A 25,798-nucleotide genomic window follows, 5' to 3' on the forward strand; every position below is an offset into this window, starting at 1 on the left:
CCGAATATTCATCGTTCTCGGGGCGTCGCGAGGTCGCTAACCCGCCCTCTTGAGGGCCGGCACTCGGAGAGGCGTTCCCCTTCCATTTGCTCCTCTGTCAAGGGGCACGTGTCTGCTGCTGGATACTGTCGCGTAGGGGGTGTCTGGTAGATGACGCGTCGGGGGACGTCGTTTGAGCGCTGGTCGGCACCTGTCACCATGGTCCGCGTGGATCAAGATCGAATAGGCCAGGACGCGGACGGTGGACAGTCGGCGTTCGCCCGAGGCGCCCATCCATCGGTACAGCAGCGCATCAGGTGGGCATCGGCACGGAAGCCGTTGACCCCCTCCCGGTGGGTGTCGGCCCGCTGGTTCGTGGCGGCTGGTGTCGGCCTCGGCGCCGTGGCGGCCGGCTGGATCTGGTTTGCCGGCGTAGACGCGGGAGCGGATCAAACGCTCGGTCGGCGGCCGACGGGAGGCGCGTTCGGTCTACTGGCCGGTGCACTGTTCCTAGCGGTCTTCGGCTTGCGGGACCTGCTGCCCGAAGCTGTACGACGCTGGATTCTGCACCGATACGGGTCCGGCTCCGAGCGCGTCCGGTAAGTCTTGCAGCTGCTCCCCTTTCACCATGCTTGTTGGTGAGGCAGCGGTTGTCTGCTGCTGCGTGTTGGCGTGTAGGGCTTGGTAGATGACGTCCGAGAGGCGTCGTTTGAGGATGCGCCTGGCTTCCATGCCTCCGTCGCCGCCGGCTTTGCGGTGGGCGATGAGCTGCTGGGCTGGTGGGTGGCAGCGGGCCTGGGTGATCGCGATGCGGTGCAGCGCGGCGTTGAGTTGCCGGTTTCCGGTGCGGCTGAGCCGGTGCCGGGCACGCTTGGACGACCAGGCAGGCAGGGGTGCGGTGCCGTTGTGACGGGCGTAGGCCGCCGCGGACTTGAACCGGCCGATGGCGGCGGTCTCGCCCACGATCTTCGCGGCGGTCAGTGCCGCGCAGCCAGGGATCTCGAGCAGCGCGGGTGCCAGCTTCCTGGCGAGCGCCGGTTCAGCCCGTCGGCGAGCGGATCGGATCGTCGAACGCGAACGACGACGTCTGCTAGAGCGGCACGGCCAGCGGCGTGCTGTCCGGAACCGGTACGCGGATGTGGACGACTCGGGTGTCGGGATGCGTACCCCGATCCTGGGAGTCCCGGCCGCGGGGCGACAGAGCCAATGCCGCCAGATTGGTTCGCCGATGGGTCCAATATCAGCACGCTGCTAGCCACTCGACATATGTAGTCTGACTACGTATCGTCGGTGCATGCGTGAGACCACGTTCTTCATTCTCGCGACTCTGCAGGACGGGCCACTGCACGGTTACGCGATCATCCAGCGGGCCTCGGCCCTGTCGCGCGGGCGGATCAAACTCGCCACCGGCACCCTCTACACCGCGCTCGAGCGGCTCACCGGCGCCGGGCACATCCGCGTCGCCGACGAGCAGGTCGTCAACGGCCGGGCGCGGCGCACCTATGAGCTCACCCCGTCCGGCGGCGCGGCTTTGCGGGAGCACGCCGACCTGCTGGCGTCCGCCGCCCGCGTCGTCACCGAGCGCCGCGCGACCCGCCCGGTGGTGAGGCCGGCGTGACCAGGACCGAACGTCGCTACGCCCGGCTCGTCCGTCTCTACCCGGCCCGCTGTCCACGCGAGGAGATCCTCGACACCGTCCTGCAGGGCAACGGCACGTTCTCGTTCCGGGAGGCGATCGCCCTGCTCACCGGCGCGCTCCGGGCCCGCACCGGCGCCGACGTGCCGCGCACCCCGGCCGGGTTCGCCTGGTCCGCGACCAGGCTCGCCGCCCTCGCGCTGCTCGTCCACGCGGCCGCGGTCGACCTCCTCACCGCGCTGCCCCTCGATGTCCCGGCCATCGCCGCCACCGCAGGCGGCATCCTCCAGTACGCCACGGCGGGCCTGCTCGCGCTGATCCTGCATCTCACCGCCATCGTCAGCCTGACCCGCGGCGCCCACCGCCTGGCGGCAGCCACGACCGGCCTCGGGCTGTTCGCCTCGGTCGTCGGTCAGATGCGGTTCGGCTTAGCGTGGTTCCACGACGGCTTCTGGTCGGCCCCGCTGGCCGCACTGCTGGTCACGGCCCTGGCGTTCGCCGCCCATCGGGAGCGCTCGTCCCCACTGTGGTGGCTGCTGGCCGTGATCCCCGCGGTCGTCCTCCTGCCCACCGGCTCCGGTACCGTTCTGGATCCCGCCTTGTTCATCGACCAGCAGGCCCTTCTCGTCCTCACCGGCGCGGCCCTGATCTGGTCCTCGCTGGACCCGCGTGTGCCACTGGCGATGGCCGCACTGGGCCTCAGCAACGCCCTGACCGGTCTCAGTGCCACCTTGCTCGACTACGGCGCCGTGCCCGCAAGCATGGTCGCGCTCCAGGTGGCGATCGCCACGGTGCCGGTCCTGGCCCTGGTCGCGGCGGCCGCCTACCGCCGCCGCCGATCACCGATCTGAGACCCGCGGGGTACGGGACCCGCCGCCACCGGCGACAGCCTCGCCACCGCCGATCCCGACCCGCAATCCCGCCCCAGCCGTAGCCGGCGCCCGCTGTGGAGTGGCGGTCGCGTGTCCCAGCTACGGCTGGGCGTACGCCGAGCCGGCCAGCTGTAGCTGATGCCCGCTGTGGAGCGGCCGTGGCGTGCGTGAGCGACGGCCGGGTCAGGACGCTGGGAGATGGGCGGCGACGAGGGCGAGGTTCTGGATGGCGGCCAGGCCGTACAGGGCGGTGGTGTTGGTGTCGACCCAGGACGCCTCGTCGACCGGGTTCAGGACGACCGGCCCGGACCGGGCGGTGGTGCGCCACGGTGACGCGTCGGTGTATCCGTCGGTCGAGGTGAACTCGCGCCAGGCCCGGGCGGCCAGGGCGGTGTCGCCGAGGCGGGCGGCGGCGTACGCGGTCAGCCGGGAGTGACCCTGTTTGAGGATCAGATTGCCGAAGTGGGCGCCGGTCTCGGCGGCCTGCTCCTCGCGGGTCGCGTTGAACAGCCGGCAGTACTGCAGCCACGCCTTCTCGAACTCCGGCAGGTCGACCAGGGCGATCAGTTCGGCGCAGATCTCCACCTGACCGAACATGGCGCTCAGATGCGACACGCTGACCGTTTTCTGCGCGACCGCGAACTCGCCGGTGTCGATGTCGTAGAGGCCGTTGCCGGTGACGAACCCGTTCGGCATCCGGCCGATGGTGCGCATCGTGGCGAGCAGCTTCTTCTCGGCGATCGCGGCCTTCGGGCCGCGGCGTTCCCACTCGGTGAGCCAGGCGGCGGCCAGCCCGCTCCAGTCGGTGCCGAGGCCGATGGAGAGGGCGTGCGGATCCGGCGTGTACGGCTCGGTGCGGATCTTCCGCAGTGGATCGAGCGCCAGGAAGGTCCGGTCCGAGTCGACCAGCTCGTGCATCAGGTCCCCGACCCGCTCGTCGGCGGTGAGGAAGTAGAAGATGCGCCGGTAGACGGCGGTGCTGATGCGCTGCTGCTTGGCGCTGTCGGCCCAGTGCTGCACCCCGTGCCGCGTGCCCAGCCCGGCCCACTTGCCGAGGTGGTAGACGTCGACCTCGCCGGTGTGCCGGGTCATCGCCTCGGCGAACCGGAAGATGTCGGCCCGCCCGGAGCGCAGGTAGGCGAACCACAGCCACAGGTCGGGGGACAACTCGGAGTTGTCCCAGGCGTAGCCGCCGACGTCGTAACGCCACGCGTACCGGTCCACGTCGGGCGTGTGCATCACGTCGCCGTAGTTCCAGAATCCGTACCAGTGCCGTTGTTCGACCTGGTCACGGTAGTAGTCGAAGAGGAAGTCGAGCCGGTCCTCGATCTTCGCCCGCGCCGGGGTGGACCGGTCGGCGGGGCTGAACAGGCCGCCGAACGCTCCGGCCGCGGCGAGGTGTGCCGGTGGCGCGACGATCTGCGGGGGAGCGACGACGGTACGGGCCAGAGCCGCCAGACGGTCGGCGGGAGGAGTCGCGGCCAGGGCGAAGAACGAGAGTTCGGTGGTCCGGGCGATGCCGTACGGCGTACCGAATCCGGGCTCGTGGTCCTCGTAGGTGATGTTGAGCCCTTCGAGCTGCTCAGGGTAGGTGTCCTGGCCCAGACCGTCGTGGTAGAACCGGGTGTCCATCGGCCCCGCCTCCGGCGACCACAGCCACAGCGTGGCCTGCGCCTCGGCGGTGTCCGCGCCGCGGATGTCGAGTTGCGCCGGGTGCTTCTGCCAGAAGTCGCGCATGCCGAAGCCGAGCCCGCCGCTGACCCCGCCGACGTACCCGAAGCCGCTGGACCGCTGCCCGGCGTCCACGTCGATCCACCCGTGCCCGGCCTTGGTGCGCTTGCGGATCGTGTAGCCCTCCGAGCTGAGCTGGCTCAGCGTGTAGTCGCCCCAGGTGGGGATCAGCGGTAGCCGGGTGGTGACCCGCTGGTCCCAGGTCGCCGGGTCGGGCAGCTTCTCGCCGTTGACCTGCGCCGTCCGTACCACCGCTCCGGGGTCCCGGCGCAGGCCGGTGATGCCCTTGACCGCCTCCCGCAGCAGCCCGTCGCCGTCGCCGGAGAGCCGGATGTGCCGGTTGTAGGCCTCGTCGCGCATCGGCACCGCCACCCGTACACCGAGCCCGGCGATGAACTCCTTCTGTCCTTCGCTGTCGAACAGGAACGTGTGCACCACCCGCACGTGCTCGGCCCCGGCGTAGAAGTAGAGCCGGACGATGAACGGCAGCCACGACTTCCCGCGCCGCCGATGGTCGCCCTCGATCTTGACGACCGCCCGGACCGGGCCACGCTGTTCGACTCTGACCGAGGAAATCGAGCTGGTCAGCCGCTCGCGAGAGGTGCGGCGCTCGTCATCGTCGCCGGCGCTGGTCTGCCGCAGGCTGACGAGTTCCAGTTTCCGGGCGATCTCGGTGCCGCCCCGGGTGATCGACCGGATCAGCGACGAGCCGCGCCGGCCGACGACGACCCGGATCACGCCGGTGTCGACGGTGATCGTGTCCTTCTGCTCGGTCACGGCCACCGTGGTTCCGGTCGTCCCGGCCGCCCTGGTCAGGGTGAACCCGGCGGACAGCGGCGCGTCGGCCGGCAGGGCGTGCGCGCTCCACTTGAGGGTCCCGTCCGGCCAGTAGCCGATCGGCCAGCTCTGCACCGGAACGGCCGTGCCGTCGGCGCTGTGCAGGGCGAACGGCGAATTCGCCGGGACCGCGCCCTGCGGCCACGGCACGCCCCAGGTGCTGCCGACGTTGACGCTGGGCCGACCCTCCAGCCAGCCGAGGGTCACGGCTTCCGGAGCGGGTGCCGGTGCGGAGACACGCAGCGGGGCCGGCGAGAACGTGGGCGCGACGGTCACGAGCGGGGCGGCGGCCAGGCCGCGGACGAACGTGCGGCGGGAGATGTCGGGCATGTGAGTCAGCCTTTGAGTCCGGAGGTGGCGAAACCTTCGACCAGCAGCCGCTGGAAGGCGGCGAAGAACAGCAGGATCGGCACGATCGCCAGGGCGGAGAGCGCGAGCATCGGGCCGAACGCGTTGTGGTCGGTGGTGTCGATGAACAGCCGCAGAGCCAGGGGCAGCGTCAGGTTCTCCGGCGAGGACAGATAGATCAGCTGGGTGAAGAAGTCGTTCCAGGTCCAGATGAACGTGAAGATCGCGGTGGTCACCAGGGCGGGCCGGACCAGCGGCAGCACCACCGAACGGAAGATCCGGATCGAGCCGCAGCCGTCGAGCCGGGCCGCCTCGTCGAGCTCGCGGGGGATGGTGCGCATGAACTGGACCATCAGGAAGATGAAGAAGGCGTCGGTGGCCAGCAGTTTCGGCAGGATCAGCGGCCAGAAGGTGTCCACCATGCCGAGTTTCTGAAACAGCGAGTACTGCGGGATCGTGATGATGTGCACCGGCAGCATGATCGTGGCCAGGGTGAAGGCGAACAGCACACCGCGAAGCCGGAACCGGAGCCGGGCGAACGCGTAGGCGGCCAGTGAGCAACTGGCGATGTTCGCGATCGCGCAACCGGTGGCGACGACGGTCGAGTTGACGAAGAACTGCCAGACCGGCACCCCGGCCAGGTCGTCGCTCAGCGCCCGGTAGTTGTCCAGGATGTATTCCTGGGGGAGCAAGGCCAGGCTCTGCACGATCTCCGACCCGGACTTGAACGAGGCGAAGGCCAGCCAGGCGATCGGGTAGAGCAGCGGGATCAGCAGCAGCGCCACGGCCAGATGCCATCCGGCGAGACGCAGCCGGCCGGTCACGACTCGTCCCCGCTGTAGAACACCCACCCCTTCGCGGTACGGAACAGCAGCCCCGTGATGAGCGCGATCACCAGGAGCAGGAACCAGGACATGGCCGAGGCGTAGCCCATCTTGAACTCCACGAATCCCTTCTCGTACAGGTAGAGCGTGTAGAAGAGGGTCGAGTCGCTGGGGCCGCCGGTGCCGTTGCTGACCACGTAGGCGCCGGTGAAGACCTGGAACGCGCGGATCGTGTCGAGCACCAGGTTGAAGAAGATCACCGGCGACAGCATCGGGACGGTGATCTTCAGGAAGGCCCGCCACGGTCCCGCGCCGTCGACCGCGGCGGCGTCGTAGTACTCCTGCGGGATCTGCTGCAACCCGGCCAGGAAGATCACCATCGGGGCGCCGAACTGCCACACCGCCAGCAGCACCAGGGCGAGCAGCGCCCGGTCCGGGTGGCCGATCCAGTCGTGGAAGATGACCCGCCACACCAGGGCGACGCTGACACTCGCGCCGAGCAGCGACGGGGCGTAGAACGCCGACCGGTAGAAGCCCTGCATGCGGCTGTGGCGGTTGATCAGGATCGCCACCCCGAGGGCGGCGACGAGCTGCACCGGTACGGAGATGAGCACGAACTTGGCGGTGGCCCGGACCGCGTTCCAGAAGTGCGGATCGACGGTCAGCATGCGTACGTAATTGTCCAGCCCCACCCAGCGCGGGGCGGTGAACAGGTCGTACTCGGTGAACGACAGGTAGAGCAGCCACAGCATCGGGCCGAGGGTGAGCAGGACCGCGCCGGCGGCCCAGGGGGAGAGGAAGAGGTAGGCGATCGACGGCCGTTCCCCGTACCTCCTCTTCGGAGGTGAGGCGGCGCTCGTGGCGCGTGGCCGCTCCAGCACGGTGGTCATAGCCCGAGCGCCTGCTGGATCTCGCTCATCAGGCGCGGCGCGGCCTGCTCAGGGGTGGCCTTGGCGTTCATCACGTCGTCGTAGATGCGCTGGAACTGGGTCTTCACCACGCCGGCACCCTTCGGCGGGGGCGGCGGGGCCGGCAGCAGTTTCGGCGTCACCTTGGCCTCGTAGTCGGCGACCATCTTCCACTCGTCGGTCAGCGTCGCGGCGAGGGCCTCGCGGATCTTGAGGTTGGCGGGCAGGCCGCGGCTCATGCCGAGGATGGCGCCGGCCTCCGGGTCGTTGACGAAGAAGTCGGCGAAGGAGAGGGCGGCGTCGCGGTTCTTGGTTCGCTGGGCGACGCTGAGCATCATCGGTGGCTGGGTGACCTGGCCGATGCCGGTGCCGGCGGTCGGGAAGGCGGAGAGGGCGAATTCGCCGCCGTACGTCTCGAAGCTGGTCATGCCGACGGTGCTGTCCGGGCTGAACTCGGCGGTCGACTCCTTGCGCGGGAACGGCGTCAGCGTGGTGTTGCTGGTGACCGCGGGCGGCGTGATCGCGTTCGCCTCACGGAACGTCAGGCCCAGCTGCCACCAGCGCACGATGTCCTGGTCGGTGTAGCCGAGCTTGCCGTCCGCGGTGTAGAGGTCCTTGCCCTGCTGGCGCAGCCAGTCACCGAACCAGTCCTCGATGCCGAACGGGTCGCTGAGTCCGCTGACCTTCGGCCCGAACTTCGCGGACACCTTGGCCGCGGCCTCGCGGAGGTCGTCCCAGGTCCAGCCGTCGGCCGGCAGGGTGGCGCCGGCCTCCTGCCAGCGCTTGGCGTCGTACTGGAGCACGTGTGTGGTCTGGCCCATCGGCAGGCCGTAGGTCTTGTCGCCGATGTTGCCGGCCGGGAAGAGCTTCTTCTCCAGGTCGGCGGTCCGGACCTTGCCGCCGAGGTGTTCGGTGAGGTCGAGCAGGGTGTTGCGTTCGGCGTACTCGCGCAGGTAGCGGTCGCCCATCTGGAGCACGTCCGGGGCGTTGCCGCCGCTCATCTCGGTGGCGAGCTTCTGGAAGTACGGGTCGTAGGCGGCGTAGGTGGTCTTCACCTCGATGGCCGGGTTCTTGCTGACGAAGAGGTCGACGACCTTCTGGGTGAGCTTGGCCCGCTCCTCGCTGCCCCACCAGGCGAAGCGCAGGGTGGTCTTCCCGGAACCGGAGGAGCCGCCGCAGGCCGTGGTGGTGAGCCCGGCTCCGGCCACGGCGAGACCCACTCGCAGGAGGTTGCGTCTGCTGACCGTCATGAGAGACCTCCGGATGTAACGTTTCACCGAACTGCAAGGAAAGCGGCCTGTAATTGAGATGCTTCGATGGGGTGACGGCAGCTTTGCATGCGGGTCAGGAGCACGTCAACGCCGTGATCGCATCGACGGAAACGTTTGCGGCGCGGTCTTGACAGGTTCCAAGTGATCGCTAACATCGGAGGACGGGCCGGTCGGCGTGACCGGCCCGTCCCGCCCGTCATCGGGCCGCGACCGTGACCTCCGGATACCGCCGCGAGGCCCCGTCCAGGAGCGGCTGATGCCGATGGCGCAGATGCCGGTCGAACATCGCCCGGTGGTACCGGCGGGTGATCTCGGTGGCCCGGATGCCCGGCGTGGTGGCTCCGATGTCGATGCCGAGCTGGTCGGCGAAGATCCCCAGGTCGGTGAAGGACGCATGATCCGTGCCGGCCACGGTCAGCCAGCGCTTCCAGCCGGTCATCCGCGCCCAGTCGGCGTCCCACGACTTGTCGCGTCCGCCCGGCACGTGCTCCGGATTGCCCAGCCACAGGAACGGGCGGGTGAAACCGGACGCCGGGATCATGCTCGCGCCGCCGGTGTCGGTGGCGCCGTCCACGTTGATCCCGGCATCGATGCGCGGGTCGGCGACCATCGCCGCGATCGTGCTCGCGCTTCCCGCCGAGTGCCCGGACATGCCGATGCGTGCGGCGTCGATCAGCCGGCTGCCCCGCCACGCCGGCTTCGGCCCGGTCAGCCGGTCGATCACGAAGGAGACGTCGGCCGCCCGGCTCTGGTAGAGCTTGCCGAAGAACGAGCGGTCGTCGTCCAGGGCGCACGCCGCGCACCCGGCGATCCGCCCGTCCGGGAAGGTGATGGCATAGGTCTCGTAGGTGTGGTCGATACCGGCCACCACGTACCCGTGACTGGCCAGATCCTCGGCCAGACCGGTCAGGGTGGCGATCGGCTGCGTCCAGCCCGGTGACAGCACGATCAGCCCGAGACTGCCGGGGGCCCCGGCGGCCGGCGCGTCCACCCGGGCGTAGGTCTTCACCGTGCTGAAGATGTCCAGCGGAACGCCGGTGAGGCGCTTGCCCTCGATGAGCAGGCGGGACTCCTCCGCCGACAGATACTCGGTGGTGGCGCCGCGCCGGGCGTCGGTCGGGTACCAGAGGGTGACCATGAGTTCCCGGGCGGTTCGCTCGGGGACCCACGGGTCGGGCCGGGAGGTGTCGGTCAGGTGGAGTTCGGTGGCGCCGACCGGGTGCCGTCCGGTCGGTGGCGACAATCGCAGCGGGGCGCCCGCGTTCGCCGCGGTCCCGGCGACCGGTGACAGCAGGCCGGCGGCGACGGCGGCCACGGTGAGGGCGGCCCACCGGCGTCTGGACTTCTCCATGCGCGTGTTCCCTTCCATCGGTGTCGACCGATGCTAGGAACGGCGGGGGCCGCCGATCGTCGGCCCACGGGCCGACATGTCACGACCCCGTCCGACCGGCGAAATACGCCCCGGGAGGTACGTCACCCCAGAGCGCTGTCCACACCGGCCCGGAAGTAGTCCCGGAACTCCGGCAGTGGCCGCAGCCCCGGCGCCGTCCGAGCCAGCACCGCTCCGGCCTGGCGGACCTCCTTGCCGGTGATCGAGTTCGCGACCCACATGCGGACGAACTCGGCGTCGGCCTCGCCCATCAGGAACACCCGGGCGGCGGTCAGGAACACCGTGTCCACGTCGGGAGCGACCTCGGTCAGCGCGATCACCGCCGGGCCCAGCGCGCGGGCCTGGGTGTCGGTGGTGACGTCGAAACCGAGCACCTCGACGGTCGCCGCGGCGAGCGCCGGATCGTCCGCCCCCAACTCGGCCGCCGCCTCCCGCAGCAGCACCGGCCGGGTTCGGAGCGCGCGCCGCAGCTCGCCGGTCATGTCGCCGAGCAGCCGGTGACGCAGCGCCTCAACCCGCCGGTCCTCACCGCGTCGGCGCAGCAACCGCAGACCGGTGACCGTGCTGCGCAGCCGGAGGGCGTCACCGGAGCTGTGCCGGGCCACCTGTTCGGCCTCCTCGGCCAGTCGCGCCGCCGGTTCCAGCGCGCCACGGCCCTCCTCGATGACCACCATCTTCAGCAGCAGGTCGAGGGCCATGTCGACGGCGCCGGCCAGGATCGCGGCCTCGACACCGGCCCGCGCCACCCGCAACGCCTCGTCGGGCCGCCGCAGGAACCGGAGCGCCTCGGCCTCCAGCGCGTATAGCGGGCTCCGCGGCAGCCGGTCCGGGCGCTCCCGCACCAGGTAGAGGGCGTCCCCGGCGTGACCGGCCTGCAGGTATCGCCCGGCTCGGCGGGCCACCTGGTCCTCCCACTCCTGGTGGCCCGCGGCCCGCCGCACCGCGTCGTCCAGCGTGATGCCGAGCCGCCGGGCCAGCCACAGCCGCTGCTTCGCCGGCAGTTCCTCGGCGGCGCCCCGGAGACGGGCGCCGGCGGCCGGCGACCACCGGGAATCGAGGATGTCGGGGGACTCCCGCAGGCGCAGCCGGTGATAGATCTCCTCAGCGCGGCTGACCGGGTCGTCGTGACCGGCGTAGAAGCCCACGGCGCCGCGGTCGATCGCCTCCACCACGTCGGCCGGCACCTGATCGGTCAGATCCTCCAACATCGACCGCCGCACGTCCGGCCGGTGCCGCAGGCTGCCGTCGTCGTCGCGCTCGACGAGCGCCACCTCGGCGGCCAGTTCGCCGAACAGGCGTTCCGCGCCGCCCCGGTCGAGGTCGAGCCGGCACGGGCCGGCCAGGACCTCCCGGATGACCGCGGGGGTGATCCGGCGTACCACCAGGCCGGGGAAGGCGACCGCCCGGGCGGCGTCGGAGTGCAGGTGGCGCAGGATGCGGCCGTACAGGAGCGCCTGGATCTTCTCGGCCCGCAGATGGGTCAGGAAGTCGCTGCGGGCGTCGCGCAGCCGGTCGACGCCCTCGTCGCGCAGCAGGCGGGCGGCCAGCTTGAGGCACATCGGGTTGCGGCTGACCACCGCGATCACGTCGTCGAGCTCGGTGCTGGACAGCGCGGGGAGGCCCTCGCTCGCCAAGGACTCCGCGAGCAGCGCCCGCGCCGGCTCCGGGGCGAGCACGCCCAGATTGATCGGATCGGGCGCGGACGCCGACGGATAGTGCTCCGGAAGGGTGCGGCCGCCGATCACGATCCGCAGGCCGGGCAGCGCCGACGTGAGCTCTTCCAGGAACAGCAGGAGCAACGACACCACCTCATCGCCGAGGTACTGCGCCTCCTCGAAGGTGTCGACCACGACGAGCAGCCGATGGTCGCCCAGGACCGGTGGGAACAGGCGGATGACACTGCTGACGGACCGAAAGTGCCCCTCGTAGGCCCGGTCGGCGTCCTCGCTGCTGAGCAGGTGGGCGATCTCGGTGATCAGCGGATCCATCCGCTCTGGTGGCACGTCGATCTGGCTCGCGAGCTGGGTCGTCATGGCGAACAGCAACGTGCCGGGCCGGTCGGGCCGGATCGTGGGCCGGTCGATGTCGAGGTAGGCGATCGGCTTGCCCGCCCCGGCCTCGTCGAGGAGCAGACGGGCCAGCAGCGCCGACTTGCCGACCCCGCCGGGTCCGTGGACGAACAGGGGCGCCGCCGGAGGGCCGGTGACGTGCCGTCGCAGCTGTTCGCGCTCCTTGGCCCGGTCGACGAAGACCTCGCCGGCCAGCCGTCGCATCGGGGCCGTCACATCGGCACGGGCGAGGGCCCGCCGGATCTCCGTCCTCGGTGGCGGCACGTCGACGATCCCGTCCAGCCAGTCGTGCACGGTGAGCAGGGCCGCCAGCTCCGGGCGTGACATCTGGGCCGCGCGCATCGGCCGTTCCCGCAACACCTGCTGGAACATCCGCTGCACCGGCAGGTCGGGGCCGTCCGGGTTGGCGAGCAGCGCCTGGCGCATGTTCGCCTTGGTGCCGAGCTTGCGCAGATGTGCCCGCCGGTCCGGCAACGCCAGGGTCCACAGGCCGCGGCCCTCGCCCTGGGTGATCGGCTCACACCGGGGTAGCAGCCTGTCGATCAGGGACACCGCGGCCGCATTTACCAGCGGGCCGGCCGGCCGCAGCGTGAACGGGTCGAAGGCGGCCAGAACGGCGGCAGCGTCCAGGTAGGGCTCGAGGTCGCCGTCGTCGCCGTCCAGTCCCAGGAAGTCCTCTAGGTCGTCGAGTGCGAAGACGTCCTCACTGTCGGTCCCGCGGCTCAATGCGCTCACCTCGTCTCAACTTCTCGCCCAGCACATCGATCCGCGGGGAGAGCCTGGTCATGGCCTCCTTGGAGATGTGCGGGAACTCCGACAGCAGCGTCCTGGCGTACTTCCTGGCTTCCACGGGCGTCAGCGGGTTCGGGCCCCAGGAGGACATGCAGCGGAAATGCTCGGCGAGTTGATCCTCGGTCGGGAACCGGGCGTCCTCCTGCGCCACGTACAACAGCTCGGGATCGGTGATCTCGGCGTTGTAGCCGAGCAGCGCCACCCACAGGTTCTCCGGCCGCGACTCCTCCACCTGGAAGGCGAGAGCATAGGCGGCCTCCCGGACCTCCGGCGTGACCGTCGCGTCGTTGAGGTCGTCGATGACCAGCCAGTACCGCTGCCGCAGCCCGGTGGTCACCTGCCCGTCGAACGCGGCCACCAGCGCGTCGATCCGGGCCGCCTGGGGGTCGTCGGCCAGCCGCGGCAGCCGGTCCAGGTCGAGGTCGAGCAGCCGGAAAACCTGCTCGAAGAACATCCGCGGGGTGTACGCCGTGCCGCTGAGCCGTAGCCGTTTCGGATGCGCGCCCACCGCGGACACCGCGAGATGCCGCAGGAACGTGTAGGTGTACGACTTTCCGCCCGGCTCGGCGCCCCGGATGATCAGAACGTGGGTGGTGTTCGGGTTCGGATTGACGAACTCGTCCAGGACCTGCCGCAGGTCCCCGCGGTCGACGAACGCGGCCCGGCCCACCACGATCGCACCCAGTGGACTGCCGTTGAGGGAGAGGAAGGACGGCCTCAGGAACTCGGTGGCGACGGCCCTCAGGCGGGCGTTCGGCACGCTGATCAGAGCCCGCAGCAGTTCCTCGTCCCGGGGCGGGAATTCCTCCGAGTTCACGAAGTTGATCAGGGCCAGCGCGCGCTCCTTGACACTGCCGTCCGGCTTCAGGTTGGCCAGGTCGACGTCCAGGCGGTCCCGGGCGAACAACTCGAGCGTGGCGAGGTTCCACTGCTCGTCGATCACCTGGGCCAGATGCGCGACCTGAGCGCCGTTCAGGGGCACGGCTCAGTCCTCCCATCCGGCGGTGACACCGTGTTTGCCCCACACCTGGTGAACCATCTCGATCGGGACGGCCTGGTTCCAGGAGGGCGGGTAGTGCGGGTCGTGCGCGTGGTGCAGGGCGACCAGGCGCAGGTCGGCGTCGAAGCACGGCGAGCCGGAGGAGCCGTTCTTGCTGTTCGCGTCGTACCGGACCCGGGTGCCGGCGGCGTTGAACGCGGTCACCGTGCCGATGGTCAGTTGCAGCGGCTCACCCTCCGGATGCTGGAGCAGGAACACCTGCCGGCCCACGGCGAGCCGCGCGGCGGGGTCGTAGCGGATCCACTCCCGGGGCGGGGCGTCCGGATCGGACGACGAGCCGCCGAGCGGCATCTCGCCGACCGCCTCGGCCAGCCGGATCAGGGCGCTGTCGGTCTCCTCCGGGCCGGCGTCGCCCAGCGTCGGCGTCCAGTCGAATCGGCTGGGAGGGCGGCTGTCGACCAGCCACTGTTCGGCCAGCGCCACCTCGGTGCGCTTCTTCCGCGGCAGGTCCGCGCGGCCGAGCGGCACCTGGTGGTCGAACCAGCAGCGCACCCGCTGCCACGACGGCTGACCGTCGCGGATGGATCTGATCACGTGCTCGTTGGTGAGCACCAGATCGGGGCCGACCAGGAACCCGGTGCCCCCGCCGCCCGGGATGTCGATCCAGCAGATCTGTCCCTCCAGGACGGGCAGCCGCGCGGAGAACACGGCCGGGGTGATGAACTGGGCGTTCGCCTGGATCAACTGTTGCAGCGGCTGCCCGGTGGGGTTGTCCAGCCGTGCGCCGCTCGCGGTCAGGCCCCGCTCGTCCGCGATGGCGGCGAGAACCGGATTGGCCGGCCGCCGCTCCCGGGCGGCCGCCACCAGGTCGAGCAGCCAGTCCTCCATCCGGGCCTGGTTGATCAGCTCCTGGAGACGATAGGCGAACGTGCGGCCGGGACCGGCGGGGGCGATGTTCTCGAACGTGTTCGGCGCGAAGTGGTCGACCGTGAGCAGCTCGATCGACTGCGCGTTGAAGGCCTGCGCCAGAGCCTCGCGGAACCGGCTCATCCACGGGCCGGACGGCTGCCAGTGGTCCGTCATCGCCCCTACTCTCCGATCGTGATCACGATCTCGTCCGTCGCGGCACCGCCCTCCACCCGGGCGTCGCCCGTCCCGGCCGGGCCGTACGCCCGGAGGGTGAACTCTCCCGTCGGCAGACGCAGGCCGAAACGGCCCTCGGCGTCGCCCCGCAACGCGATCTCCGGCATCGGGGTGGTCCCGGCGACGATCACGACGGTGGCGTACGGGACGGGACGGCCGGCCGCGTCGACCACCCGCCCGGCCCGTTCCGCGGGCGTCAGGGGCTGGGCCATCCGCCGTCCTCGCCGACCCAGTCGGTGACCAGCGCCAGCACCTCCGGAGTGAACCGGGGCGCGGAGTTGGCGGTGATCCTGAGGTCGGCCGGGGTGCCGCCGGTCCCGTACGCGTGCACCCCCACCGCCACCGGGCGCGTGGTGTCGCCGTCCTCGTAGATCCACACCGGCCCCCCGCTCTGGCCGCCGAACGTGTCGACCTCGTAGAACAGCCGGCGGTCACTGACCCGCAGCACCCGGTTGTGCCCGTGGTACTGGGCGGTGCCGTCGCCCCGGTCGGACGGATAGCCCGAGACGTTGACCAGGAGCCCGTCGAACTGCCCGGCCGTACGCACCCCGACCGGGAACCATCCGACCGTCTCGCCGAGAGGCTCCTCCAGATGGATGCAGCCGATGTCGAAGTCGGGGTCCTCGTCGCTCTGCCAGCGGTCGACGGACGAGAAGTTCGTGCTGGTCACCCGGCCGAACGGTTCGGACTCGGCGGGCGGCCCGAACCCGTTACGGCCCGGAATGACGTCGATCGACGCGGCCCAGCCGCCGAAGAAGAAGTTGCTGAACACACAGTGGCCGGCGGTCAGCACGGTGCGCGGTCCGACGAGCCAGCCGGTGCCGATCGCGCTCGCCCCGGTGGGGCCGCGCATCTCCAGCGAGCAGATCATCCGCCACGGCGACAACTCGGTGTCGACGATCCGGACCCGCTCGTCGCGGCCGATCACCGACTCGAACGGCGGATGGATCGGGCCGCTGCGGCCCTTGACCGCCAGGAATCGCACCGAGCGGGAGGCCTCGTCGGGCGCGGACCCCGCGAAACCGGGCGTCGACGCCGGCCGCACCGGTGCCGACTCCAGGCCCTCGAACGGTGACTTCGGTCTGGTGACGGACTTCAATTCCATCATCGGCTCCGGCGGATCATTGTCGGAAGATCTGAAGAATCGGCTGACGCACCGCCACGGCGCTCAGATATTCACCGATGCCGTGATGATTCCAGCTGTCATTGGCGACGGAGAGATCCGTGCACCGGCTCTGCGGGTCGAATTCCGGGCGGATCGTGTGGTCGAGCGCCACCAGATCGCGGAAATCGGAGGCGTTACGCCATTGGGCCACCGGTGCCGGAACCTGGAGTGGGCGTGCCACGAGATCCTGGACCTCGGTCACACCCAGGGGTGAGCCGACCGTGACGAGAAGGGGGACGTTCAGCCCGGCGAGAGCCGGCTCGCGCAGCACGTCGTAGGCGAGGATCGAGCCGAGGCTGTGCCCCACGACGACGACCGGCCCGGGCAGCCCGGTCAGGGTGTCCCGGACGACCCGGCGCATCGCCTCGCCGTGGCCGCCGAAGAAGTAGGCGTACACGTCCTTGAAGGTCCGCTTCACCAGTTCCCGGAACGCGGCCCGGCGCAACGGCCCGGGCAGCGGCAGCGCCTCGAACGGCGAGGTCACCGGCGGTGCGGCGTTCTCCCCGTCGACGATGGCGTCGCCGGTGTAGACGAGGTCACGCAGCCAGGAGTCGAGATGCTTGGCGCCGGCCGTGCCGCCGTCGGTGGCCTCGGTCTCGGCCTGCCGCATCACCTCGGCGGCGAACACGTCCGGAGGCTGTGCCTCCGGCGGCGCCGCCGACTCGAGCGGGGACACCGGAAGCCGGGTGGCCTCGTCCTCGTCGTGGTCGGGCAGGGGGCGCGCATGAATGACCGGCGCCCAGTAGGCCATCCGGGAGGCGTCGCCCATGTCCCGGCCGAACAACGCGCGATCCCATTGTCTTCTCAGCGCGTCGGAGGCAATCTTGTTGCCGCTTCCGTGTATGTAGACGATTGTTGCCATTCGAGGTCTCCTGCCCGAATCGGAATCGATCTCGGGCGCTATTCCTGCGCTCGGGAGAGGACCTGAGTATCCACGACTTAGGGCTTATCGGAGCCCATCGCTTTGCGCTCCTTCTGCACGGTGTCGTCTTCCCGACATGACCGGGGCCGGGTGGAATACCGGCCCCGGTTTGTCGGCGATCAACGGTCGCGGTCGGTGCTGATGTCCTCGTGATAGGTGGCGCCGCCGTCGGACTCCTTGCGCAGTGGCCGGGCGCCGCCCTCCGGTGGGCCGGCCAGGGACTGCTCGCCGGCCGCCAGGTGCGGGAACTTGATGTCGAAGGCGGGCCGCTCGGAGCGGATCCGGGGCATCCGGTCGAAGTTGCGCAGCGGCGGCGGGCTGGTCGTGGCCCACTCCAGCGAGTTGCCGTGGCCCCACGGGTCGTCGGCCGTGACGACTCGGCCCATCTTGTAGGACTTCCACACGTTGTAGACGAACGGGAGCGTGGCGATGCCCAGGATGAACGAGCCGATCGTGGAGAACGTGTTCAGGAAGGTGAACCCGTCGGCCGGCAGATAGTCGGCGTAGCGGCGGGGCATGCCCTTGGTGCCGAGCCAGTGCTGCACCAGGAACGTGCCGTGGAAGCCGATCATCGTGAGCCAGAAGTGGATCTTCGCGAGGCGTTCGTCGAGCATCCGGCCGTACATCTTCGGGAACCAGAAGTAGATGCCGGCGAAGACGGCGAAGACGATCGTGCCGAAGAGCACGTAGTGGAAGTGGGCGATCACGAAGTACGAGTCGGAGACGTGGAAGTCGATCGGCGGGGCGGCGAGCAGCACGCCGGAGAGGCCACCGAACAGGAACGTCACCATGAAGCCGACCGCCCACAGCATCGGCGACTCGAAGCTGATCTGGCCGCGCCACATGGTGCCGATCCAGACGAAGAACTTCATGCCGGTGGGGACCGCGATCATGAAGCTGAGGAAGCTGAAGAACGGCAGCAGCACCTGGCCGGTGGCGTACATGTGGTGCGCCCAGACGCTCATCGACAGCGCGCCGATCAGCAGGGTCGCCGCGACCAGGCCCTTGTAGCCGAAGACGGGCTTGCGGCTGAAGACCGGGATGACCTCGGTGATGATGCCGAAGAACGGCAGCGCGATGATGTAGACCTCAGGGTGGCCGAAGAACCAGAAGAGGTGCTGCCACAGCATCGGCCCGCCGGTCTGCACGTCGAAGACGTGGGCCCCGAGGACGCGGTCGGCGGCGAGTGCGAACAGCGAGGCCGCCAGGAACGGGAACACCAGGATCACCAGGAGGCTGGTGACCAGCATGTTCCAGGTGAGGATCGGCATCCGGAACATGGTCATGCCGGGCGCGCGCAGACACAGGATCGTGGTGATCAGGTTGACCGCGCCGAGGATCGACCCGAGGCCACCGATCGCCAGGCCGACCACCCACGCGTTGCCGCCGATGCCCGGCGAGTGCAGCGAGTTGCTCAGCGGCGTGTAGGCGAACCAGCCGAAGTCCGCCGCCCCGCCCGGGGTGACGAAGCCGCTCATCGCCGTCAGCGTCCCGAACAGGTAGAGCCAGTAGGCGAACGCGTTGAGCCGTGGGAACGCCACATCCGGCGCGCCGATCTGGATCGGCACGACGTAGTTGGCGAACGCGAACACGATCGGCGTCGCGAAGAACAGCAGCATGGCCGTGCCGTGCATGGTGAAGAGTTGGTTGAACTGCTCCGGCGACAGCATCTGCATTCCGGGCTTGGCCAGTTCGGCCCGCATCAGCAGAGCCATGATGCCGCCGACCATGTAGAACACGATCGACGTGATCATGTACATGATCCCGATCTGCTTCGCATCGGTGGTGCGCAGGATCCGCGCCAGCGCCGACCCTTTCACCTGCCGGCGAATCGGATGAGGCCGGACGGGCACCGGCCTCGGGGCGACGGTAGTCAAGGGAAGCTCCTCACCAGCGGATGCGGACAACTGTGGCCTATACCCGTTATAGGCGTCTACCGCAGCAATCCGCTCCAGATCGGCGTAAGAGCAGCATTCTGCCCGCCGCATCGGGTATAGGGGCCCGCAGGCGGGATCAGGCCGCCATGCCGGCCGTCCCGTCCAGCATCTCGTCGATGGCCGCCGCGGGCAGCGGCCGGGCGAACAGGAAGCCCTGCGCCCGCCGGTAACCCAGCTCGAACAGCCGGCGAGCCTGCTCGGCGGTCTCCACCCCTTCGGCGACGGTGTCCAGTTCCATCTTCGCGGCGATGTCGGCCAGCGCCGCGGCGATCGCCTCCTGCTGCGGGGTGCCGTTGAGCCCGTCGACGAACGACTTGTCGACCTTGATCGCGTCCACCGGGCAGGTGCGCAGCAGTCCGAGCGAGGAGTGCCCGGTCCCGAAGTCGTCCAGGGCGATCTTCACCCCCAGCTCGGACAGGGCCTGCACGGTCGCCAGCGCGCGCCCGCCGCCGAACACGGCCGTCTCGGTGATCTCGACGGTGAGCCGGCTCGGCGGCAGGTCGTGCCGGGTGAGCGCGGCCGCGACGAGCTCCGCACACGCCGGGTCGAGCAGCTGCCGGGCCGACACGTTGACCGCCACCGACCCGAGCGCGTCCGGGCCGTGCACCCGCCGCCAGGCGGCCGCCTGCGCGCAGACGGTGTCGATGATCCACGCCCCGAGCTCGATGATGAGCCCGGTCTCCTCGGCGACCGGAACGAAGTCCGTGGGCGAGACGACCCGGCCGTCGGCCCGGGCCCAGCGGATCAGCGACTCGACGCCGGTCATCCGGCCGTGCGGCAGCTCGACGACCGGCTGGTAGAGCATGTAGAACTCGCCGTTGGCCAGCGCCCGGCGCAGGTCGGCGGCGATCGTCGCCCGCTGGGTGAGTTGCCGTTCCAGCGAGGCGTCGTAACGGACCACCCGGCCGTCCGCGTGCGCGGTCGCCTCCCGCAACGCGATCTCGGCCCGCCGGTGCAGATCGGCGTCGTCGGCGATCCCCATCGACACCTCCACGATCACCTCGTGGCCGGCCGCGGACAGCGGCTCACCGCAGGCCGCCCTGAGCCGGTCCACCGTCGGCGCGGTCTCCCGGTGGTCGCCGGGCAGCAGCAGCCCGAACTCGTCGCCGCCGAGGCGGGCGACCACCGCGCGTTCCCCGGCGAGCCGGGTGAGCCGGTCGGCGTACGCGGTGAGCAGCGCGTCCCCGCCGGCCGGCCCCAGGCTGTCGTTGATCGACCGGAAGTCCCGCAGGTCGATCAGCACGGCCGTGTGCGGGCTCTCCAGGCCGTCGACGGCCGCGGTGAAGTACCGGCGACTGCGCAGACCGGTGAGTTCGTCGTGCATCGCCTGGTGCGCGACGGTGTCCAGCAGGGTGGCGTTCTCGGCCAGGGCCACCGCCTGCCGGGCCACCACGAGCAGCAGCAACAGCAGCGTCCCGGCCACCTGAACCGTGGTGAGATGTCCGGTCCGCAGATAGACCGTCCCCACGAGCAGGCCGGTCATCCCGGTGGCGACCAGCGGGATCGCGGCGCCCCGCCGGTACACCGCCGGGTGCGCCACCCGTGACGGCGCCCCGGGACCGGCGCGGGCCCGCTGCTGCGCGTGCGCGGCGAGCGCCCCGAACAGGCCGACGAACGGCAGCACCGCGGCGCTGCCGTTGAGGTGCGGCCACGGCAGCAGCACCGTCATCAGGACCGCCGACAGCGGCCCGGCGATCCCGATCGGCGACAGCCACCACAGCGCGGCCCTCGGCACCGGGCTCCGGCTCGCCGCCATGATCTTGACGACGACCACCACGCCGGCGACCCCGATCGCGACCATCGCCAGATTCAGCCACCACGCCGAGGCGCGGCCGCCGAACCGGTCGACGGCCCAGCCCAGGTACTCGGAGGTGGCGACGCCGGCGGTCACCGTCACCACCGCCAGGTCCAGCACCGCCGTGGTCATTTGCCGCCAGCTGCGGCCGCCGCCGGGCAGCCGCAGCAGCGAGGCGATCGCCAGCAGTGTGCCGACGACGTACAGGAGCAGGGTGCGCGAGCCGAGCGGCGGCATCCCGTCGTAGGGGACCGTGGCGACGTCGATCGTCTGGCTGATGCCCGCGGCGAGCACGAACGCCATGGCCACGGCCACCCGCCGCCAGAACATCCGCAGCGTGCCGTCGGCCGTGCCGGAGGTGCCGGCGAACGCGGCGACCGCGATGGACAGGCCGCAGACGGCGGGCGCCCACACCAGCAACCGGTGGAAGGCGACGTGCGTGCCGGCCACGATCAGGGCGACCTCGGCCAGCGCCATCAGGAGAGCGACCGGCGCGAACCAGGGACGCCAGCGCGGCGCCCGCAACCGGGAGGCCAACGGATGCACACCGCCTCCCCTCACCGTCCATTCCACCATCCGGGTGATCGGCGCGCCGACCTCAGACCTGAGAGAACGGGCCGCGGCGGGGTACGGGTGACGAAGGCGCCCGGGGCGGCACTCCGCCGGGGTGTCGGCTTCCGATAGAAGTAACGGCGTGGACAACGATGAGCGGCCGGAGCGCCGGAGCCGGCAGGGCCGGGAGACCGGGCCCCAGATCCGGGACGTGGCGGCCGCGGCCGGGGTCTCCTACCAGACCGTGTCACGGGTGCTGAACAACTCGCCGAGGGTGCGGCCGGAGACCCGGCAGATCGTCCTCGACGCCATGGAGCAGCTGCGGTACCGGCCGAACCGGGCCGCGCAGACGCTCGGGTCGGGGCGTGCCAACGCGGTCACCGTGGTCACCGCCAACACCACGCTGTACGGCTACGCCGGCGTCCTGCAGGGTGTCGAGCAGGCCGGCCGGCTGCTCGGGCTGGCGGTCGGGGTGCGGGTCGTGGAGTCGGACGTGGCGGCCGACGTGCGGCAGGCCGCCGAGTACGTGAGCGACCCGAGCGCGGGCAGTGTCGTGGTGGTCGCCTTCGACCCGGCGGGCGCGGCCGTGGCGCGGGCGCTGCCGGCCGACGTGCCGATGGTGGCGGCGACCGAGGCCGGCGGCATCCCCGACGCGACCCGGCCGATGCTCTGGCTGGACGAGCGGCACGCGGCCGCGGAGGCCACCCGCCACCTGCTCGCGCTGGGCCACCGCACGGTGCATCACGTGGCGATCCCGTCGGAGGCACGCTCCAGCGCCCGGCAGGGCGGCTGGCGCGACGCGCTGTCCGAGGCCGGCCGGGGGGCGCCGGAGGTGGTGCCGGCCGGCTGGGACGTCCGCTCCGGCTATCGGGCCGGGCGCGAGCTGGCGAAGGACCCGGCGGTGACCGCGATCCTGTGCGGCAACGACGACATCGCCCTGGCGGTGCGCCGCGCGCTGTACGAGGCGGGCCGCGACGTGCCGGGCGAGGTGAGCGTCGTCGGGTTCGACGACGTGCCGGGCGCGGCGCTCTGGACGCCCGCCCTGACCACGGTGCGGATGGACTTCCAGGGACTGGGCCGGGCCTGTGTGGCCCGGCTGGCGGGGGAGGCCGTGGTCGAGCCGGAGGTTCCGCACCTGGTCGTGCGCGAGTCCACGGCCGCGCCCCGACCTCATTCGGTAACGAACACGTGACGCCTCACCCGCGCGGTCGCCCGGATCGGCCGGCGACGGGTGGCAGCACCCCGCGGGCGCTTCCGGCGTACGCCGAAGATCGGGATCGTGGTCGGCTCAGCTGACGGTGAGGTGCGGGGAGAGGGCGCGCAGGAAGTCGGCGGCGTCGAAGATGTCGCCGGCCGAGGCGACGCCGGTCGTGCGGGTGCGGCCGTCGAGGATGCGCTGCACCGCCTCGACCGCCAGCGGCGCGCTGATCGCGTAGATGTCGCGGCCGGTCGCGGTGACACGCCGCCGGGCGTCGCCGGAGCGCACGATCACGTCGACGGTGAAGGTCTGCTCGGACCGGCCCTGCTCGTCGGCCGCGGTCGGCGACGGCGTGCCGGGGGTCGCCAGGTCCCGTGCCGCGACCGTGGTCATGTAGTCGCGCACCTCGGGGATGGCCAGGTGGCTGGGGACCGTGACGACGTCGGCCATCGTGAACTCGGCGAGGACCGGGCGGCGGCCCAGCGGGGCGGGGAAGTCCCACTCCACGGTGGGCAGATCGTCGGTGTGATGTTCCAGCCGGCCGCCGGTGTAACGGATCCGGCGGCCGTCGCGGCGGTCCCGGGAGACGGCGCCGGCGGCGAGGGTGCCGGCGGTGGGGTGCCAGCTGCTCAGGCCGTACGCGATGTGTGCCTCGTCGGCCGCCGTCCAGTCGCCCATCGCCGTGGTGACCAGCAGGTCGCCGAGGCCGCCGAAGAAGGCCATCGCCGGGACCACCGCGATGCCCGCGGCCTTGGCCCGCTCGGTGAAGTGCGCGAACGTGTCGAGGTTGGCCTCGATCTCGGCCGCCACGTCCACATAGGGGATGCCGGCGCGGAGGGCGGCCTCGATCACCGGCGCCGCGGTCGACGCGAACGGGCCCGCACAGTTGATCACGGCGGCGGCCCCGTCCAGCGTCACGTCGCCGGCGGACGCCACACGGTATTCGGCGCCCAGCGCCCGGAGCCGCTCCTCGTCACGGCCGAGAGCGAGCGGGACGAACCCGCGGGCGCGCAACTCCGACACCACGAAACGACCGGTGTGCCCGTACGCGCCGACGACCGCAACTGTCTGGTCTGTGTTCATGTATTGATCCTTTCAGCGGCGGGCGAGCCGGGGGAGTGTCTGCAATGACAACACCCATACAATTTCGGACATGGGTACGCTCGCGCTCGCCGCCACCGACGGAATGCTGCACTTCGAGTTCGCGATGGCCTGCGAGGTGTTCACCCGCGACCCGACCGGGCTGGCCGATCCGTGGTACGACCTGGTGGTCTGCGGCTCCGGTCCGGTCCGGGTCGGCCGGTTCGGGGTGGAGCCCGACGACGGATGGGACCGGCTCGCCCGCGCCGGCACCGTGATCGTCCCGGCCATGGCGGACGTCGACGCCGAGCCGCCACGCGAGCTGCTCGACGCCGTCCGCGCGGCCCACGAGTCCGGCGCCCGGATCGTCTCGCTGTGCACCGGCGCGTTCGTGCTGGCCGCCGCCGGGGTGCTCGACGGGCTGCGCGCCACCACTCACTGGGCTCACACCGAGGTGCTGGCCGCGCGCTATCCGCGGGTCACCGTCGACCCGGACGTGCTCTATGTCGACAACGGCCGCGTGCTCGCCTCCGCCGGCAAGGCCGCCGCGATCGACCTGTGCCTGCATCTGATCCGCCGCGACCACGGCTCGACCGTCGCCAACGCCGTCGCCCGCCGCCTCGTCATGCCGCCGCACCGGGCCGGCGGGCAGGCCCAGTTCGTGACCACGCCGGTGCCCGAACGCGACGATCATCCGCTCGGCGACGTGCTGCCCTGGGCGATGCGACGGCTGGACCAGCCGCTGACCGTCGAAGACCTGGCCCGCCGGGCGAACATGAGCTCCCGCAACCTGGCCAGGCACTTCAAGGCGGTCACCGGCGCCACCCCGCTGCAGTGGCTGTCGACCCAGCGGATCCGCCGGGCCCAGGAGCTGCTGGAGAACACCGGCGACAGCATCGACGCCATCGCCGGCGCGGCCGGGCTGGGGACCGCCACCACGCTGCGCCGGCACTTCCAGCGCACCGTCGGTGTGCCACCGGACACCTATCGCCGCACCTTCCGCAGCGCGCCGGGCGCGGGCATCGCCACAAGTTGATATCTTCGGCCGCGTGACTAGAGCTCTGGTTCTGGGTGGCGGCGGCGTCACCGGCATCGCCTGGGAGATCGGCGTCCTCTGCGGTCTGCACCGGGCCGGCGTGCGACTCGGGGAGGCCGACACCATCATCGGCACATCCGCCGGCTCGGTCGTCGGCACGCTGCTGGCGTCCGGCGGCGACCTGGAGATGGCGGCGGCGCAACAGGAGAAGGACGTGCCCGCCGGCCGCTCCTCCTCGTCCGGCGGGCCGGGGAACAGCCAGGTGCTCGCCGCGCTCGCGGTGCTGGCAGACCCGTCCATCCCGCCTCAGGAGGCCCGGGCGCGGGTGGGGGCCATGGCGCTGGCCGCGCCCACCCGTGACGAGCAGACCTATGTCGCGATGATCGGCGCCGGACTGCCGGTTCAGGACTGGCCCGACCGCGACCTGCGGGTGACGGCGGTGGACACCGCCGACGGGCGGGATCTCGTCTTCGACGCGGCCTCCGGTGTCCCGCTGTGGTCGGCCGTCGCCGCGAGCTGTGCCGTACCGGGCATCTTCCCGCCGGTCACCATCGACGGCCGCCGCTACATGGACGGCGGCATCCGCGTCGGCGCCGCCGCCGACCTCGCGGCCGGCGCCGACCATCTGGTGGTCATCGCGCCGATGGCGGCACTGACCCGGGCGCGGATCACCGCGGAGATCGCCGCCTCCGGTGCGGGCCGGAGCCTGCTCATCGAGCCCGACACGGCCGCGCTCCAGGAGATGGGCCAGAACATGATGGACCCCGCCCACCGGGCGGCCTCGGTCCGCGCCGGGATCCGTCAGGGCCAGGCGCTCGCCGAGGACGTACGCGCGGTCTGGCTCTGATGACGCGGTTCGCGGGCCTGGAGGACCTGCTCGGCCGTGAGGCGCTCGGCGTCAGCGCCTGGCACCTGGTCGACCAGTCACGGATCGACCGGTTCGCCGAGGTCACCGGGGACCGGCAGTGGATCCACACCGATCCGCGGCGGGCCCGCGAGGAGAGCCCGTTCGGCGGCACCGTCGCGCACGGCGCGCTCACCCTGTCGCTGTGCATGACCTTCCTGACCGAGGTCGTGCAGGTGGACGGGGTGACGATGGTGGTCAACGGCGGCTTCGACAAGGTCCGGTTCCAGGCGCCGGTGCCCGCCGGCTCACGGTTGCGCGGCCTCGTCACGCTGCGGGAGGTCCGGCGCATCGCCTCCGGCGCGCGCGTCGTCGTGCGGACCCGGGCCGAGATCGAGGGCGCGACCCGGCCGGCCTGCGTCGCCGACCAGGTGCTCGCCCTCTACGCCCAGCCGTCCACGCCGTAGGG

The 25,798-nt window shown here is 71.1% G+C and carries 21 protein-coding genes; 6 read left to right on the forward strand and 15 right to left on the reverse strand.

What is annotated here, in order from left to right; genetic code table 11:
* Window positions 1-489: 489 nt before the first annotated feature.
* Window positions 490-1,218, reverse strand: a complete 729-nt coding sequence (locus QLQ12_RS28930; protein WP_328518319.1) for an IS110 family transposase — start codon at window positions 1,216-1,218, stop codon at window positions 490-492.
* A gap of 55 nt (window positions 1,219-1,273) precedes the next feature.
* On the opposite strand from QLQ12_RS28930, the gene QLQ12_RS28935 reads away from it, so the two are divergent.
* Entirely contained in the window at window positions 1,274-1,597 is a 324-nt protein-coding gene (locus QLQ12_RS28935; protein WP_282763719.1) for a PadR family transcriptional regulator, read from the forward strand.
* Window positions 1,594-2,466, forward strand: coding sequence for a hypothetical protein (locus tag QLQ12_RS28940; protein ID WP_282763720.1), 873 nt, complete (start codon window positions 1,594-1,596; stop codon window positions 2,464-2,466). The genes QLQ12_RS28935 and QLQ12_RS28940 overlap by 4 nt, the downstream gene beginning before the upstream one ends.
* 204 nt (window positions 2,467-2,670) lie before the next feature.
* Here QLQ12_RS28940 and QLQ12_RS28945 read toward each other — a convergent pair whose 3' ends face one another.
* The 13 genes from QLQ12_RS28945 to QLQ12_RS29005 form a co-directional block, all read right to left on the reverse strand.
* The gene (locus tag QLQ12_RS28945) at window positions 2,671-5,385 is read right to left on the reverse strand and encodes an exo-rhamnogalacturonan lyase family protein (RefSeq protein ID WP_282763721.1); all 2,715 of its coding nucleotides are present in this window, start codon (window positions 5,383-5,385) and stop codon (window positions 2,671-2,673) included.
* Window positions 5,386-5,390: 5 nt separating this feature from the next.
* Window positions 5,391-6,227: a carbohydrate ABC transporter permease gene (locus tag QLQ12_RS28950; protein ID WP_282763722.1), complete on the reverse strand. Its 837-nt coding sequence runs from the start codon at window positions 6,225-6,227 to the stop codon at window positions 5,391-5,393.
* Entirely contained in the window at window positions 6,224-7,117 is an 894-nt protein-coding gene (locus tag QLQ12_RS28955) for a carbohydrate ABC transporter permease (protein ID WP_282763723.1), read from the reverse strand. Before QLQ12_RS28955 ends, QLQ12_RS28950 begins: the two co-directional genes overlap by 4 nt.
* Window positions 7,114-8,385, reverse strand: coding sequence for an ABC transporter substrate-binding protein (locus tag QLQ12_RS28960; protein ID WP_282763724.1), 1,272 nt, complete (start codon window positions 8,383-8,385; stop codon window positions 7,114-7,116). The genes QLQ12_RS28955 and QLQ12_RS28960 overlap by 4 nt, the downstream gene beginning before the upstream one ends.
* 217 nt (window positions 8,386-8,602) lie before the next feature.
* Window positions 8,603-9,757, reverse strand: coding sequence for an alpha/beta hydrolase family protein (locus QLQ12_RS28965; protein WP_282763725.1), 1,155 nt, complete (start codon window positions 9,755-9,757; stop codon window positions 8,603-8,605).
* Between the two features lie 122 nt (window positions 9,758-9,879).
* The gene (locus tag QLQ12_RS28970) at window positions 9,880-12,591 is read right to left on the reverse strand and encodes a P-loop NTPase family protein (RefSeq protein ID WP_282763726.1); all 2,712 of its coding nucleotides are present in this window, start codon (window positions 12,589-12,591) and stop codon (window positions 9,880-9,882) included.
* Window positions 12,569-13,639: a hypothetical protein gene (locus tag QLQ12_RS28975; RefSeq protein WP_282763727.1), complete on the reverse strand. Its 1,071-nt coding sequence runs from the start codon at window positions 13,637-13,639 to the stop codon at window positions 12,569-12,571. Before QLQ12_RS28975 ends, QLQ12_RS28970 begins: the two co-directional genes overlap by 23 nt.
* 3 nt (window positions 13,640-13,642) lie before the next feature.
* Window positions 13,643-14,740 (reverse strand): trypsin-like peptidase domain-containing protein, encoded by a 1,098-nt coding sequence (locus QLQ12_RS28980; RefSeq protein ID WP_282763728.1) that lies wholly within the window; start codon window positions 14,738-14,740, stop codon window positions 13,643-13,645.
* A gap of 5 nt (window positions 14,741-14,745) precedes the next feature.
* Window positions 14,746-15,012 (reverse strand): carboxypeptidase-like regulatory domain-containing protein, encoded by a 267-nt coding sequence (locus QLQ12_RS28985; protein ID WP_282763729.1) that lies wholly within the window; start codon window positions 15,010-15,012, stop codon window positions 14,746-14,748.
* Window positions 14,997-15,905, reverse strand: coding sequence for a trypsin-like serine peptidase (locus QLQ12_RS28990; protein WP_282763730.1), 909 nt, complete (start codon window positions 15,903-15,905; stop codon window positions 14,997-14,999). Before QLQ12_RS28990 ends, QLQ12_RS28985 begins: the two co-directional genes overlap by 16 nt.
* Window positions 15,906-15,921: 16 nt before the next feature.
* Window positions 15,922-16,827: an alpha/beta hydrolase family protein gene (locus QLQ12_RS28995; protein ID WP_282763731.1), complete on the reverse strand. Its 906-nt coding sequence runs from the start codon at window positions 16,825-16,827 to the stop codon at window positions 15,922-15,924.
* A gap of 179 nt (window positions 16,828-17,006) precedes the next feature.
* Window positions 17,007-18,764 (reverse strand): aa3-type cytochrome oxidase subunit I, encoded by a 1,758-nt coding sequence (gene ctaD, locus QLQ12_RS29000; protein WP_282763732.1) that lies wholly within the window; start codon window positions 18,762-18,764, stop codon window positions 17,007-17,009.
* Window positions 18,765-18,900: 136 nt separating this feature from the next.
* Entirely contained in the window at window positions 18,901-21,165 is a 2,265-nt protein-coding gene (locus QLQ12_RS29005; RefSeq protein ID WP_282763733.1) for a putative bifunctional diguanylate cyclase/phosphodiesterase, read from the reverse strand.
* Between the two features lie 148 nt (window positions 21,166-21,313).
* Here QLQ12_RS29005 and QLQ12_RS29010 point away from each other — a divergent pair, with 148 nt between their 5' ends.
* A complete protein-coding gene (locus tag QLQ12_RS29010; RefSeq protein ID WP_282763734.1) occupies window positions 21,314-22,363 on the forward strand; it encodes a LacI family DNA-binding transcriptional regulator in 1,050 nt (349 codons plus the stop codon).
* 96 nt (window positions 22,364-22,459) lie between these two features.
* On the opposite strand, the gene QLQ12_RS29015 is transcribed toward QLQ12_RS29010, so the two are convergent.
* The gene (locus QLQ12_RS29015) at window positions 22,460-23,452 is read right to left on the reverse strand and encodes a saccharopine dehydrogenase family protein (protein WP_282763735.1); all 993 of its coding nucleotides are present in this window, start codon (window positions 23,450-23,452) and stop codon (window positions 22,460-22,462) included.
* Between the two features lie 70 nt (window positions 23,453-23,522).
* On the opposite strand from QLQ12_RS29015, the gene QLQ12_RS29020 reads away from it, so the two are divergent.
* From QLQ12_RS29020 to QLQ12_RS29030, 3 genes are read left to right on the forward strand one after another with little or no spacing between them, the layout of a single operon-like run.
* A complete protein-coding gene (locus QLQ12_RS29020) occupies window positions 23,523-24,485 on the forward strand; it encodes a helix-turn-helix domain-containing protein (RefSeq protein ID WP_282763736.1) in 963 nt (320 codons plus the stop codon).
* Window positions 24,486-24,498: 13 nt separating this feature from the next.
* Entirely contained in the window at window positions 24,499-25,332 is an 834-nt protein-coding gene (locus tag QLQ12_RS29025; RefSeq protein WP_282763737.1) for a patatin-like phospholipase family protein, read from the forward strand.
* Window positions 25,332-25,796 carry a MaoC family dehydratase gene (locus tag QLQ12_RS29030; protein ID WP_282763738.1) on the forward strand — a complete coding sequence of 155 codons (465 nt, stop codon included), beginning with the start codon at window positions 25,332-25,334 and terminating at the stop codon, window positions 25,794-25,796. The genes QLQ12_RS29025 and QLQ12_RS29030 overlap by 1 nt, the downstream gene beginning before the upstream one ends.
* Window positions 25,797-25,798 lie beyond the last annotated feature (2 nt).

This window comes from Actinoplanes sandaracinus (genome assembly GCF_030009775.1).
In the GTDB taxonomy this organism is placed as follows: Bacteria; Actinomycetota; Actinomycetes; order Mycobacteriales; family Micromonosporaceae; genus Actinoplanes; species Actinoplanes sandaracinus.

Bases quoted from the DNA above. Each gene is read 5' to 3' on its own strand.
- QLQ12_RS28935 (WP_282763719.1), top strand. From the start codon at position 1,274: ATGCGTGAGACCACGTTCTTCATTCTCGCGACTCTGCAGGACGGGCCA.
- QLQ12_RS28945 (WP_282763721.1), bottom strand. From the start codon at position 5,385: ATGCCCGACATCTCCCGCCGCACGTTCGTCCGCGGCCTGGCCGCCGCC.
- QLQ12_RS28955 (WP_282763723.1), bottom strand. From the start codon at position 7,117: ATGACCACCGTGCTGGAGCGGCCACGCGCCACGAGCGCCGCCTCACCT.
- QLQ12_RS28960 (WP_282763724.1), bottom strand. From the start codon at position 8,385: ATGACGGTCAGCAGACGCAACCTCCTGCGAGTGGGTCTCGCCGTGGCC.
- QLQ12_RS28965 (WP_282763725.1), bottom strand. From the start codon at position 9,757: ATGGAGAAGTCCAGACGCCGGTGGGCCGCCCTCACCGTGGCCGCCGTC.
- QLQ12_RS28980 (WP_282763728.1), bottom strand. From the start codon at position 14,740: ATGACGGACCACTGGCAGCCGTCCGGCCCGTGGATGAGCCGGTTCCGC.
- QLQ12_RS28985 (WP_282763729.1), bottom strand. From the start codon at position 15,012: ATGGCCCAGCCCCTGACGCCCGCGGAACGGGCCGGGCGGGTGGTCGAC.
- QLQ12_RS28990 (WP_282763730.1), bottom strand. From the start codon at position 15,905: ATGGAATTGAAGTCCGTCACCAGACCGAAGTCACCGTTCGAGGGCCTG.
- QLQ12_RS28995 (WP_282763731.1), bottom strand. From the start codon at position 16,827: ATGGCAACAATCGTCTACATACACGGAAGCGGCAACAAGATTGCCTCC.
- QLQ12_RS29015 (WP_282763735.1), bottom strand. From the start codon at position 23,452: ATGAACACAGACCAGACAGTTGCGGTCGTCGGCGCGTACGGGCACACC.
- QLQ12_RS29020 (WP_282763736.1), top strand. From the start codon at position 23,523: ATGGGTACGCTCGCGCTCGCCGCCACCGACGGAATGCTGCACTTCGAG.
- QLQ12_RS29030 (WP_282763738.1), top strand. From the start codon at position 25,332: ATGACGCGGTTCGCGGGCCTGGAGGACCTGCTCGGCCGTGAGGCGCTC.